Annotated in this window: 12 protein-coding genes; 9 read left to right on the top strand and 3 right to left on the bottom strand. The window is 69.2% G+C overall.

The features are described 5' to 3' along the window. The first annotated feature begins 97 nt into the window (after positions 1–97). The 5 genes from ACWZEH_RS02330 to ACWZEH_RS02310 all read left to right on the top strand — a co-directional run bounded on the left by ACWZEH_RS02330 (position 98) and on the right by ACWZEH_RS02310 (position 3,222). Positions 98–760 (top strand): TetR family transcriptional regulator, encoded by a 663-nt coding sequence (locus tag ACWZEH_RS02330; protein WP_456195285.1) that lies wholly within the window; start codon positions 98–100, stop codon positions 758–760. A gap of 705 nt (positions 761–1,465) precedes the next feature. After that, positions 1,466–1,672, top strand: coding sequence for a hypothetical protein (locus tag ACWZEH_RS02325; protein ID WP_456195284.1), 207 nt, complete (start codon positions 1,466–1,468; stop codon positions 1,670–1,672). A gap of 16 nt (positions 1,673–1,688) precedes the next feature. Continuing rightward, positions 1,689–1,928: a hypothetical protein gene (locus ACWZEH_RS02320; RefSeq protein WP_456195283.1), complete on the top strand. Its 240-nt coding sequence runs from the start codon at positions 1,689–1,691 to the stop codon at positions 1,926–1,928. 36 nt (positions 1,929–1,964) lie between these two features. Beyond that, positions 1,965–2,204 carry a hypothetical protein gene (locus tag ACWZEH_RS02315; RefSeq protein WP_456195282.1) on the top strand — a complete coding sequence of 80 codons (240 nt, stop codon included), beginning with the start codon at positions 1,965–1,967 and terminating at the stop codon, positions 2,202–2,204. Positions 2,205–2,514: 310 nt separating this feature from the next. Then, positions 2,515–3,222: a CmcI family methyltransferase gene (locus ACWZEH_RS02310; protein ID WP_456195281.1), complete on the top strand. Its 708-nt coding sequence runs from the start codon at positions 2,515–2,517 to the stop codon at positions 3,220–3,222. 62 nt (positions 3,223–3,284) lie between these two features. Here the strand turns inward: ACWZEH_RS02310 and ACWZEH_RS02305 are convergent, their stop codons facing one another. Together ACWZEH_RS02305 and ACWZEH_RS02300 are read right to left on the bottom strand one after the other, a co-directional pair. Then, positions 3,285–3,920 carry a hypothetical protein gene (locus ACWZEH_RS02305; RefSeq protein WP_456195280.1) on the bottom strand — a complete coding sequence of 212 codons (636 nt, stop codon included), beginning with the start codon at positions 3,918–3,920 and terminating at the stop codon, positions 3,285–3,287. A gap of 138 nt (positions 3,921–4,058) precedes the next feature. Continuing rightward, positions 4,059–5,084 carry a 6-phosphofructokinase gene (locus ACWZEH_RS02300; RefSeq protein WP_456195279.1) on the bottom strand — a complete coding sequence of 342 codons (1,026 nt, stop codon included), beginning with the start codon at positions 5,082–5,084 and terminating at the stop codon, positions 4,059–4,061. Positions 5,085–5,314: 230 nt separating this feature from the next. Between ACWZEH_RS02300 and ACWZEH_RS02295 the strand changes: the two genes are divergently transcribed. The 3 genes from ACWZEH_RS02295 to ACWZEH_RS02285 all read left to right on the top strand — a co-directional run bounded on the left by ACWZEH_RS02295 (position 5,315) and on the right by ACWZEH_RS02285 (position 8,845). Beyond that, positions 5,315–5,767, top strand: a complete 453-nt coding sequence (locus tag ACWZEH_RS02295; protein ID WP_456195278.1) for a MerR family transcriptional regulator — start codon at positions 5,315–5,317, stop codon at positions 5,765–5,767. Positions 5,768–5,895: 128 nt separating this feature from the next. Then, positions 5,896–6,702, top strand: a complete 807-nt coding sequence (locus tag ACWZEH_RS02290; protein ID WP_456195277.1) for a hypothetical protein — start codon at positions 5,896–5,898, stop codon at positions 6,700–6,702. 640 nt (positions 6,703–7,342) lie between these two features. Beyond that, positions 7,343–8,845, top strand: coding sequence for a SulP family inorganic anion transporter (locus tag ACWZEH_RS02285; RefSeq protein ID WP_456195276.1), 1,503 nt, complete (start codon positions 7,343–7,345; stop codon positions 8,843–8,845). A gap of 744 nt (positions 8,846–9,589) precedes the next feature. Here ACWZEH_RS02285 and ACWZEH_RS02280 read toward each other — a convergent pair. Continuing rightward, the gene (locus ACWZEH_RS02280) at positions 9,590–10,003 is read right to left on the bottom strand and encodes a MerR family transcriptional regulator (RefSeq protein WP_456195275.1); all 414 of its coding nucleotides are present in this window, start codon (positions 10,001–10,003) and stop codon (positions 9,590–9,592) included. 403 nt (positions 10,004–10,406) lie between these two features. Between ACWZEH_RS02280 and ACWZEH_RS02275 the strand changes: the two genes are divergently transcribed. After that, positions 10,407–11,909, top strand: a complete 1,503-nt coding sequence (locus ACWZEH_RS02275) for a SulP family inorganic anion transporter (protein WP_456195274.1) — start codon at positions 10,407–10,409, stop codon at positions 11,907–11,909. Positions 11,910–12,067 lie beyond the last annotated feature (158 nt).

Raw genomic sequence — 12,067 nt, 5'->3', positions numbered from 1 at the left:
CGACGACACTGAATGCCACTCAGGCGACTATGCCGCGTGAGGCAAAGTAAACCCAGTGGCATATTAATCCGAGAGGCGCAGGGCTACACTCGGCGGGATGGTGCCGGATCCCTCCCTCTCCCCCTCGTCGCGACTGCCGCTCCGCGAGCGCAAGAAACTGCGCACCCGCCATGCACTGGCGGCCACAGCACTGGAACTCTTCACGGAGCGGGGCTTCGACGACGTGACCCTGGGCGAGCTCGTCGACAGGGTCGAGATCTCCAAGCGGACCTTCTTCCGCCACTTCGCCTCGAAAGAGGACGTCGCGATCGCCGCCGAGGCGGAACTGTGGGACGCCTACTGTGAGGAGCTGGCACACACCGAGCTGGCCGGTTCCGTGGTCACGGCGCTGCATGCGACGCTCATCTCCACGATCAACGGCATGGGGGACGACTGGGAGCGGCGCTTCCTGGCCACGCGCCGGCTCATCGCGGGCACGGCCGCCCTGCGCGAGCGGAGCACCGTGCTGTCCTTCCAGGCGCAGGAACGCCTGGTCGAGGAACTGGAAAGGCGACTCGGCGTGGACAGTCGCTGGGACGTACGGCTGCGGCTCCTGGGCGAGTTCACGCTGGGCGCCTACCGCTGCGGGGCCAAGAACTGGTCAGCCGGGCGCGGCGAGGGGGGTGACACCGGATACGGTCGTCGTGTCACCCTCGCCCGCCGGGTGCAGGAGGCTTTCGACGGGATTCCCCACGCCCTGGACCTGACCGTCTCCCGCTGACCCCCGCGCCGCCGGAGAGGGCGAGAGGCTCCACGGCGACCCGGGGCCTCAGGGGCGGAGGAGCGCGGCTCCTCGGAACGCGTCAGGCCGGTACCCCGCGGCCGTGGCCCGGCAAGGTGTGCCTCATCCTGGACAACGAGAAGATCTCCGTACCCGGGGACCGGCCTCCGCGCGTCACCCTGACCGACGGGGCTGCCCGAAGCCGGCGGCGACGCCTTCGGCTCCCGGCAGGTGCGGCGCCTGCGCATCGAAACCCTCCCGGGCGCCTGTATCCGTCGCGCCCGTGAGGAAGCCGGCACCCCGGGTGGGCAGGACGGGAGGGCGCCTGGCTCCCGGGGCATACGGGGAACGGCTCAGGGACCGCGAGGTGGCGCTTCACCAGTCTCCAGGGTGCCGCCCGTCCGTCAGCATACCCTTACGCGACGTCAATGATGGGGGTGCCGGGAGGCACGTGCAGCCCTCTGTCTTCGCGGGGATTGGGCGATCGTTGTTCGCCTCTTGCCAGTCAACTCTTCCCTTGCGTTAGAGTAGTGTTGTTCGCCGACATAGTCGGTCCGCTTCCAAGAGCCGTTTCCAGGCGGGGCCCGCCCGGTCGTCCCGGTCACTGTTCGGGGGCGGAGGCAAAGCCGCCCGCCCGGGCTGCCCCGACCAGGGCGCCGCCGAAGAGCACGGCCGCGCTGACGTATTCCACACCTTGGGAGAGTCATGACCGCAGAGGTCACCCGCATCGAGATCGCCGGCCAACTGGCCGGACTCTTCACGAACGGTGCGGTGAGCAAGCACGACATGCTCATCGCTGCCGCCGGCGCCCGCTCGGAGGTCCTTCAGGTCCTCTCGGCGCTGCCCGACCGCCGCTACACCGAGCTGCGCCAGGTCTGGGAGGACCTGCCGCGGATTCCCGTCGGCGCTTGAGGGGGAGGGGCGAACCATGGCCTTGTTCATGCTCCAGTTCGCGAGTGGCGAGGACACCGTCATCGAGGCGGACGCAGCCGGGTGTACGGCCGCTGGAGAGATCGTGCTGGAACGCACTGAGCAGTACGGGCCCGCGGTCCGGCTGAAGACGTATCCCGCCGACTCGGTGACCGCGGTCTTCCGCCAGGCCCCGCTCGACGGCGGCGGCTACGGCTGGCTTCCCCAGCCCACGACCGGCACCTGGTGGTGCTACTGACGCGCCACGCCCCGTACGCCCAAGGGAAGGAACCTGATGGGGGTCTTTCTGCTGGAAATGACCGACGGCAGCGAGATGATCCTCACTGCGGGCCGCGCCACCCGCACGGAGACCGGCGACGTGGCCTTCGAGTACGTCGACGCCCGCGGGAACTGGTCGCCCAGTTGCACCGTTCACAGCGATCAGGTGAAGACCGCCTACGCGCGGCGCACCGGCGAGGACGGCCTGGGCCGCTGGGTACCGCAGCTGTCCGCGGGCCGCTGGTGGGCATACTGAACAGTACCCGCGGGGGTCATGCCGGTCTGCTGCCGAAGCTTGATCACGCCGGGGGAGCCGCGGTGAGGGGCGTCTGAAGGTGGAGGCGCAGGGCTTGTCGGCCCCGGCACGCCGTGCCCCCCGGGGGGCCTCGTGGACGTCGCATCGCGGTCAGGACATCGGCCGCCCGAACACCTCGACAGGCAGCTGCGACGTGTGGCCATGCCCTGGACCGTATCGGCATCCCCCTACATGGAGACGGAACGAGCCTGTGACCGAGCGACGACGAAGTACTACGGACGGAAAACCCGCCACGCCGCTTCCCCCGCAAGTGCGAGCCCTGCCCGAAGGAAGACTGCTGCAGTACTGGAGGCAACGCGAACGCCAGCATCTGCGCGATGTGTACGCCGGGCTGCGCATCAAGAAGTTTCCCGAGGACCTGCGCGTGCTCGAACACCTGCTGTGGCTCTCCCGCAGCCAGGTGGTCATCGAACTGGGGACGCACCTGGGCGGGTCCGCCCTGTGGTTCCGCGACCGTCTGCGCACCCTGGCCGCATACGGCCGAGTGCCCGAGAACATCCGCGTCGTCACCGTCGACCTGGCCCAGGACCGGGCTCAGGCGCTCCTTCAGGACGCGGACCCGTATTTCGCCAAGGACATCGTCCTCGTCGAAGGGGACATCACCGACCCCGGCGTCACCGGCGCTGTTTCCCAGCACCTTCCCGCCGACGCCCGGTGTCTGGTTGTCGAGGACACCGCCCATACGTACACCACCACCAGTGCAGCTCTGCGGCACTTCTCCCCATTCGTCGCAGCCGACGGTTACTTCGTCGTCGAGGACGGCATCGTCGATATTCCTCAGCTCTCTCCCCCCGGCCTGCCCGGTGGGGTCGTGCCGGCCATCCGCGACTGGCTCACCACGGACCAGGGACGGCATTTCCAGGTACGCCGAGACCTCGAGCTGTACGGCGTCACCTGCCATCCCCACGGCTGGCTCCAGCGCATCCGCCCCTGGCCCCCCGCGCCGTCACCACGGTGAGGGCATGCTCCTGACTCGCCTCTCAGGGCGCGGAGCGGCTTCGAACTCCGAGGGCGTGCCGGTCAGGGGAGGGGCAGGGACAGCGAGCGGTGGAGGTGGTAGCGCCCGCCGTGGGTGAGCCGTACACCGGGCGTGCCGGACATGATCTCGTGGGCCGTGTCGTGGTCGCCGGCTTCGCCGGCCTCCAGGTGTGCCTCGATGCCGGTCCACTCGGTGTAGAGGAGGACCCTGGTGCCGTCGGCACTGAGCAGGAAGTGCGCGGAGATCGCGCCGGGATGGCCGCCCGCCGCGGGCTGGACGGCGATGAGGCTGTCGACGAGGTGACGCTGCCGTTCGGGGCCGTCGACGTCGAAGGCGGCGGTGATCAGGCAGCCCGGAACGCGTGACTCGTCCTCCTCGGTCAGGCTGCGGTGGCGGCGGTAGTGGGGCGGGCCGGCGAGTGGGGCCGTGTAGCCGCCGCCGTGCAGGTACGCGTTGAGTGCCACGGTGTTGTTCCACTGGGCGAGCGTGAGTACGGTCTCGCCGTCCGTGCCGGCGAACCAGCTCACCGCGGCGAGGCCGTGTGGCGGGGGCACGCAGTCCAGTGCGTCCGCTTCCGCGTCGGTGACGAGCTGCTGCCGGTCGAAGTCTCCGGCATACCGGGTGCCGATCACGACGGTGCCGGTGCGAGCGAGGTCCGGGAAGGCGGTGGTGGTCAACACGGTCTCCCTGCGAGTGGGCGGCCGGGTCCCGACGATGATGCGGGGACGGGGCCATGGGCGTGAGCGGGGTCGTGGGCGGGCGGCCGCTTCATCGAGTTCTGCGGGGCAGGCGCCGGGTACGGGTGAGGGCCGGTGTCACATCACGCATTCGGCTTCGGTGTACCGCTCCTGCGGCACCGTCTTCAGCGTCTTCACGGCCTCCGCCAGTGGCACCATGACGATGTCGGTCCCCTGCAGGGCGGTCATCGAGCCGAACTCGCCACGGTGTACGGCATCCACGGCGTGCCATCCGAACCGCGTCGCCAGTACACGGTCGTAGGCGGTGGGGGTGCCGCCGCGCTGGACGTGACCGAGGATGACGGGCCGGGCCTCCTTGCCGAGCCTGCTCTCCAGCTCCACGGACAGCTGGCGGGCGATCCCGGCGAACCGCTCGTGCCCGTAGACGTCCTTGTCGCCCTCGTCGAAGTCCATGCTCCCGGGCCGGGGTTTGGCCCCCTCCGCCGCCACGACGATCGCGAACCGCTTGCCCGCTTCGAAGCGCTCACCGACCCGGGCGGCCAACTCGCCGATGTCGAAGGGCCGCTCGGGCACGACGATGGCGTGGGCGCCGGCGGCCATGCCCGCATGGAGCGCGATCCAGCCGGTGTGGCGGCCCATGACCTCCACGACCAGAACGCGCTGGTGGGACTCGGCGGTGGTCTTCAGCCGGTCCAGCGCCTCGGTCGCCACGCCCACAGCCGTGTCGAAGCCGAAGGTCACATCAGTGACCGCGATGTCGTTGTCGATGGTCTTGGGTACACCGACGATCGGCAGCCCGTTGTCGGAGAGCAGCCGGGCCGCCTTGAGAGTGCCCTCGCCGCCGATGGGGACGATCGCGTCGAGGCCGAGTTCGGCGAGGTGGCCCTTGGCGCGCTCGACGCCGTTGCGCAGGTGTTCGGGACGGACCCGGGAGGAGCCGAGGATGGTGCCGCCGCGGGCCAGGATGCCGCTGACGGCGTCGAGGTCGAGTTTGAGGTAGTCGCGTTCCAGGAGGCCCTTCCATCCGTCCCGGAAGCCGATGACCTCGTCGCCGTGGTCGACGACGGCGCGGTGTACGACAGACCGGATGACGGCGTTCAGGCCGGGGCAGTCGCCGCCGGACGTGAGGACACCCATACGCATAGTGTTACGGACTCCTGAAGCAGGGCCGGGCGGCCGACGGCGCGGTCGGCGCTCGCCCGTAGGCGGTCGAGGGGTGCCGCCGCCCCTCGGGGGAAGGAGGTGGCGGCACCTGGCGACGACGGCGGCCTGTCAGGGCCGCCTCGTAGCAACGATTGTCAATCTACCCTAACGTCAAGGTAGATTTGTAGTCCGGCAGGGACGCCGGACAGACGACGCGAGGCGGTGGGGCCGTGACCGGAAGGCTGATGCAGATCGGTGAGGTGTCCGAGCGTACGGGGCTGTCGTTGCGGACGATCCGCCACTACGAGAACGTCGGCGTGGTCGCCCCCAGCGAACGCAGCATGGGCGGCTTCCGCCTCTACACCGAGGCCGAGGTGCGCAGACTTGCGCTGGTGCGGCGAATGCGGCCGCTGGGCTTCTGCCTGGAAGACGTACGGGCCCTGCTGGAGCTCCTGGAGAAGCTGCCCGAGGACGGCGGGCCCCTGCCGGAGGACGACGGGCAGGCGCACGCGAAACTCGTGGCACGGTTGCGTGCGTACTGGGTCGAAGCGGACGCTCGGTGTGAGGACCTTCGCCGGCAACTGGGGCGGGCAGAGGAGTTCGCTCATTCCCTGCACGGCCACCTGGCCCGGGTCGTGGACGCTGTCACGGCAGCCGACCCCGTTGCGAAGACCGTGCGATGAGCGCGAGCAGCGGCTGTGCGGCTGTGCGGCGTCGAGGGCGGCCCGGAGACGTGGGTTCGCAATGATCAGTCCTCCGGACACGGGCCGGTGCGTGGCGCCCGGGGTGGCCGGCGTGGAAGGTGAGGGTCATGGCAGACGTGACGATGTGCCCCTCGTGCGGTGAGGACGAGGAACTGCGTGGTGAATCGGACGAGGGCGACATCAGGATCACCTGTCTGAGCTGCAACGCGCAGTGGATGCGCGGCGCACCGCGCTGTGCGAGCTGTGGCGGCCGGGACATCGTCCACCGTCCGCAGGCCATGACCCGCCACTCGCGCGGTACCCAGTTGTCCATCATCGGCTGGCGCGAACTGCCGCTGTGCCGGACCTGTGACGCCGGGGCGCTGGAGACCTCGATCACTCAGAACGTGCCCGTGCCGAGTGACTACGTCGCGGCCTGTCTGGGTGCGGTCCGCGGCCGGCCGGCGACTCCCGGGACGCCGCCGACCCCGCCCGCGTCCGCACCCAAGGCCACTCCGCCGTCCGCCCCGAAGCCCGTTCCCGAGGGGAAATCGGCTGCGCCGGCGAAGAGTTCACCGGCGCAGCGTACTTCGGCGCGTCCGCGGCAGAGTCGGCCGAAGACCATGCCCTCGCCCTCCATGGTGCCCACGGTCCGGCAGGCGATCGCCACCTTCATGACCGAGGCGTCCGGCCAGGCCGACGCCACCGCGATGCTGTTGCTGGGTACTCGCCTCGGGCCCCACAACCGGCTGAACGTGCTGGAGGAGGACGGCACGGCCGACCGGCTCGCCGACTGGTGCCACGGTCATTGGGGGGACGGCGGTGACGGTGCGCAGCGTGCCCTCGGCACGATCTGCCGCGCCATCGACTTCTGGGGTGCCCGAGGGTGGCTCGCCTCCGACCCGGCCGCAGGACTGCGTTCCCGGAACGACTGACGGTGTGGGGAGTCCGGGGCGGCCGTCAACCGGGCGCGCAAGATCTCACGACGGCGCACCGAAGGCCCTGCGGCGGAGGCCCGGGCTCCCACCCAGCCGCTCGATGCACGCTTCGGCGCAGAGCCCGGAGATCGCCCTCGTCGCCGTCCGGGACGAGAGGGCCGGCTTCCGGTGGTGGCGGATCGCATGTGGGGCAGGCCGGTTCGTGCGTCCGTTCGCCGGTCCATTTCCGGTGCTTGGTCGCCGCCCGGCACGCCCCCGCGCCCTCTGTTTCGAACATTTGGGCCGCTCCCGTGTGTGCGTTGCAGGTAGAAGGGGTCGCGCACATGGTTTACCTGCATTTCACCAGCCCGAACTCGCACTCTCTCCTAACGTCAGGGTAGAGTCTTGGGTGAGGGCAGCCGGGCTGTGAAGGGGCAGTCGAGGCGGTACCTCCAGAGCGTGGGCCCGCCCGACCGGGCCCCGTCGGATCCCCAAGACTTCCGGGCAACGATGCCCGACCGGCAGCCGTAGCGGCTGCTCCCTCATCCGGCAGGGCCCCCATCGAGGCCGGGCCGCCGGAGATTCCTCCCTTGTGGGGAGTCGAGTACAACGCGCGTGCGTCCGGCGTGGATGCGTGCGCCTGAACAGAAACGGTTGCATGTCTTCACCGCTGTCCCAAACTCCCAAGCTCCGCATGTCCAGGCCGGACTGGCTCGCCTCCCCGAAGGTCTTCCGCACCGAGGTGCTGGCCGGTCTGGTGGTCGCCCTGGCGCTGATCCCGGAGGCGATCTCCTTCTCGATCATCGCCGGGGTTGACCCGGCGGTCGGCCTGTTCGCGTCGTTCACGATGGCCGTGGTCATCTCGGTCGTGGGTGGCCGCAAGGCGATGATCTCGGCCGCGACCGGTGCGATGGCCCTGGTCATCGCGCCGCTGAACCACGAGTACGGCCTCGGCTACCTGATCGCCGCCGTCGTCCTCGGCGGTGTCTTTCAGATCGTCCTGGGCGCGCTGGGTGTGGCGAAGCTGATGCGGTTCGTCCCACGCTCGGTGATGGTCGGCTTCGTCAACGCGCTGGCCGTCCTGATCTTCATGGCCCAGGTTCCCGAGATGACGGACGTCCCCTGGGCCGTCTACCCGCTGATCATCGGCGGCCTGGCGCTGATGGTGCTGTTCCCGAAGATCACCAAGGCCGTTCCGGCACCCCTGGTGTCCATCGTCATCCTGACCGTGATCACCGTGGCGGCCGGGATCGCGGTGCCGAACGTCGGTGACAAGGGCGACCTGCCCTCCTCATTGCCGGTGCCGGGCCTGCCCGACGTTCCGCTCACCCTGGACACGCTGACCACCATCGCCCCCTACGCCTTCGCGTTCGCGCTGGTCGGTCTGATGGAGTCGCTGATGACGGCCAAGCTGGTCGACGACATCACCGACACCCACTCCAACAAGACCCGCGAGTCGCTCGGCCAGGGCGTCGCCAACGTCATCACCGGCCTCTTCGGCGGCATGGGCGGCTGCGCGATGATCGGCCAGACGATGATCAACGTGAAGACGTCCGGGGCCCGCACCCGGCTGTCGACCTTCCTCTCCGGCATCTTCCTGCTGCTGCTCGTGGTGGTGTTCGGTCCGGTCGTCTCCGACATCCCGATGGCCGCCCTGGTGGCCGTGATGCTCCTGGTGGCGTTCGCGACCTTCGACTGGCACTCCGTCCAGCCCGGGACCCTCAAGCGGATGCCGGTCGGGGAGACGATCGTCATGGCCGTTACCGTTGCGGTCGTTGTCGCCACCCACAACCTCGCCATCGGCGTGATCGCCGGCTGCATCACCGCGATGGTGATCTTCGCCAAGCGTGTCGCGCACCTCGCCGAGGTCACCGGTGTGGTCGACCCCGACGGGAACCAGGTCGTCTACGCGGTCACCGGCGAGCTGTTCTTCGCCTCGTCCAACGACCTCGTCTACCAGTTCGACTACAAGGACGACCCGGACGACGTGGTCATCGACCTGTCCGACGCCCACATCTGGGACGCCTCCACGGTCGCCGCCCTGGACGCGATCGAGACCAAGTACGCCCAGCGCGGCAAGAAGGTCACCATCACCGGCCTGAACAAGGCCAGCGCCGAGATGCACGACAAGCTGGCCGGCCAGCTCACCGGCAGCCACTGAGACCGGCCGCCCCCTCCCGCAGACCACGCAGAACGGGAGGGGGTGGTCCACTGTGTGCGGGCCGGGCCCGGAACCAAGCCCCGACCAGCTCCGGGCCCGTCCCGCGCGCATGCCCGTTGGACCGAGGGCCGTCTGTCCCGGCTCTGCGACACCGATCGCCCACGCGGTCGCGATGATGCCGCGGCGTACGCGGCTCCCCGCACGGGCCATCGCTCGGCCGGTCCTCCGCGGGTGGTGCACACCTGGAACCCTTGGAGTCCTGCCGTACGGACCACTGCGGCCGGCCACGCGAAAACACCTCGCAACCGCGGCCACCGGCTGTACGGCATCGCGACAGACTGGCCGCGGCCGGGCGTGAACAGGTGATGCGGCGGGCTGGGCGGCCCATTCGGTTTCCCCGACCGGGTCGACGCGCTGAGGGTGGTGGTTCCACCGATCGACACGGCGAGTGCTGCCTCTCGCCCTCCGTCCGCGGGTCCCTGGGCTTCGTACGCGGCTGAGGCCGTGGCGACCGGGAACGCGCACGGCTACGGCGCGTACACCTTGCCGAGTGACTTGTCCGTCAACCCTTCCGTAGCGTTAGAGTAGTGTCACTCGTCGACAACACCGTCGGCCTGCTTTCAAAGACCGTTCCCCGGTGGCGGCCAGGGTTGCGCTGGCTGCCGCTCGGGAACGGCGCCACAGCCGCCGGGCCGGGCTCCCGGCCCGCACCGTCGCTTTGTGCGCGGGTGAGCCGTCGGAGCTTCATCCGCTCGAGCGGTTGTCCACCTGCAGGCGGCGGTGGAGCGTGGTGGCGAAGTCCTCGGCCATGTCCAGACGGGCCCGCAGGGTCTCACAGCGTGCGTCGGTCACCTTGCGGTAGGAGTCCAGTCGCTCCCGCAGGCGCTGGAGTTCCTCACCCGCGGGCGGGTTCTCGGTGGCGGCGAGGCGGTCGGTGATATCCAGCAGGTCGCGCATCTCCTCCAGGGTGAAGTCCAGCGGCTTCATGCGTCGGACCACCATGAGGCGCTCGATGTCGGTTTCCGTGTACAGCCGGAAACCGCCCTTGCTGCGGGCCGAGGGAATCACCAGACCCACTTCCTCGTAGTGGCGGATGGTGCGCAGCGACAAACCGGTCCGCTCGGCCACCTCGCCGATCTGCATCTGCTGCTCGCTCATCGCCGAGCCTCTCTCTTGTCGTTCGCCAGATTTCGGAATGGTGAAATGAGTCCCTCCATGTGAGATCAATCACAAGGGCTTGGCGGGGTTTTGCCTGCGTTTCACAAGCCCTCCCTCTCAGTCTCCTGTGACGTCAGGGTAGGCTGCTGCCTGCTCGCCCCCGTCGTCCAGTCGGACGACAGGGGTGATGCTGCCGTAGTGCGGGCTCCGACCGGGTCCCGAACGGCCGCGAAGGCTTACGGGTAATGATGCCCGACCGGCAGCCAGAGGTTGCCGATCTTTCCGGCACTCGGCTCTCGCCTCGGCGCGGAGCCCGGCTGCCGGGGATTCCCACACCACTGCGGAATCGGTACGACGCTGTGCGTCCGGCGGCATGGACGCACACCTGAACAGAAACGGTTGCATGTCCTCATCGCTGCCCGCGGCCCCCGGGTTCCGTCTGTCCAAGCCCGACTGGCTCGCCTCCCCGAAGGTCTTCCGCACCGAGGTGCTGGCCGGTCTGGTGGTCGCCCTGGCGCTGATCCCGGAGGCGATCTCCTTCTCGATCATCGCCGGGGTTGACCCGGCGGTCGGCCTGTTCGCGTCGTTCACGATGGCCGTGGTCATCTCGGTCGTGGGTGGCCGCAAGGCGATGATCTCGGCCGCGACCGGTGCGATGGCCCTGGTCATCGCGCCGCTGAACCACGAGTACGGCCTCGGCTACCTGATCGCCGCCGTCGTCCTCGGCGGTGTCTTTCAGATCGTCCTGGGCGCGCTGGGTGTGGCGAAGCTGATGCGGTTCGTCCCACGCTCGGTGATGGTCGGCTTCGTCAACGCGCTGGCCGTCCTGATCTTCATGGCCCAGGTTCCCGAGATGACGGACGTCCCCTGGGCCGTCTACCCGCTCATCGTCGCCGGTCTGGCGCTGATGGTGTTCTTCCCGAAGGTCACCACGGTGGTCCCCGCTCCGCTGGTGTCCATCGTCGTCCTGACGGTGATCACCGTGGCGGCCGGGATCGCGGTGCCGAACGTCGGCGACAAGGGCGACCTGCCCTCCTCCCTGCCGGTGCCGGGCCTGCCCGACGTTCCGCTCACCCTGGACACGCTGACCACCATCGCCCCCTACGCCTTCGCGTTCGCGCTGGTCGGTCTGATGGAGTCGCTGATGACGGCCAAGCTGGTCGACGACATCACCGACACCCACTCCAACAAGACCCGCGAGTCGCTCGGCCAGGGCGCCGCCAACATCATCACCGGGCTCTTCGGCGGCATGGGCGGTTGTGCCATGATCGGCCAGACGATGATCAACGTGCGGGTGGCCGGAGCTCGGACGCGTCTGTCGACGTTCCTGTCCGGTGTGTTCCTGATGGTGCTGTGCATCGCCTTCGGACCAATCGTCTCCGACATCCCGATGGCCGCCCTGGTGGCCGTCATGATCATGGTGTCGGTGGCGACCTTCGACTGGCACTCCATCGCCCCGAAGACGCTCAAGCGGATGCCGGTCGGGGAGACGATCGTCATGGCCGTCACCGTCGCGGTCGTTGTCGCCACCCACAACCTCGCCATCGGCGTGATCGTCGGCTGCATCACCGCGATGGTGATCTTCGCCAAGCGTGTCGCGCACCTCGCCGAGGTCACCGGTGTGGTCGACCCCGACGGGAACCAGGTCGTCTACGCGGTCACCGGCGAGCTGTTCTTCGCCTCGTCCAACGACCTCGTCTACCAGTTCGACTACAAGGACGACCCGGACGACGTGGTCATCGACCTGTCCGACGCCCACATCTGGGACGCCTCCACGGTCGCCGCCCTGGACGCGATCGAGACCAAGTACGCCCAGCGCGGCAAGAAGGTCACCATCGTCAACCTGAACAAGCCCAGCGCCGACATGCACGGACGCCTCGCCGGCCAGCTGACCGGCAGCCACTGACCGGACCGGCCCGCCCTCTCCCGACCACGGACACTGCGGGGAGGGCGGTCGGCCCCCGCGTGGACGGGGCCCGCGACAGTGCCCGAAAGAACCGGAAACCGGTCCGCGTATCCGGTGCCGTGCCTCGGGGACGAGGAAGCGAACGTGAGGAGGAGCAC

This window comes from Streptomyces yamdrokensis (genome assembly GCF_053890455.1).
This window is presented reverse-complemented; position numbering and strand designations above follow the sequence as displayed.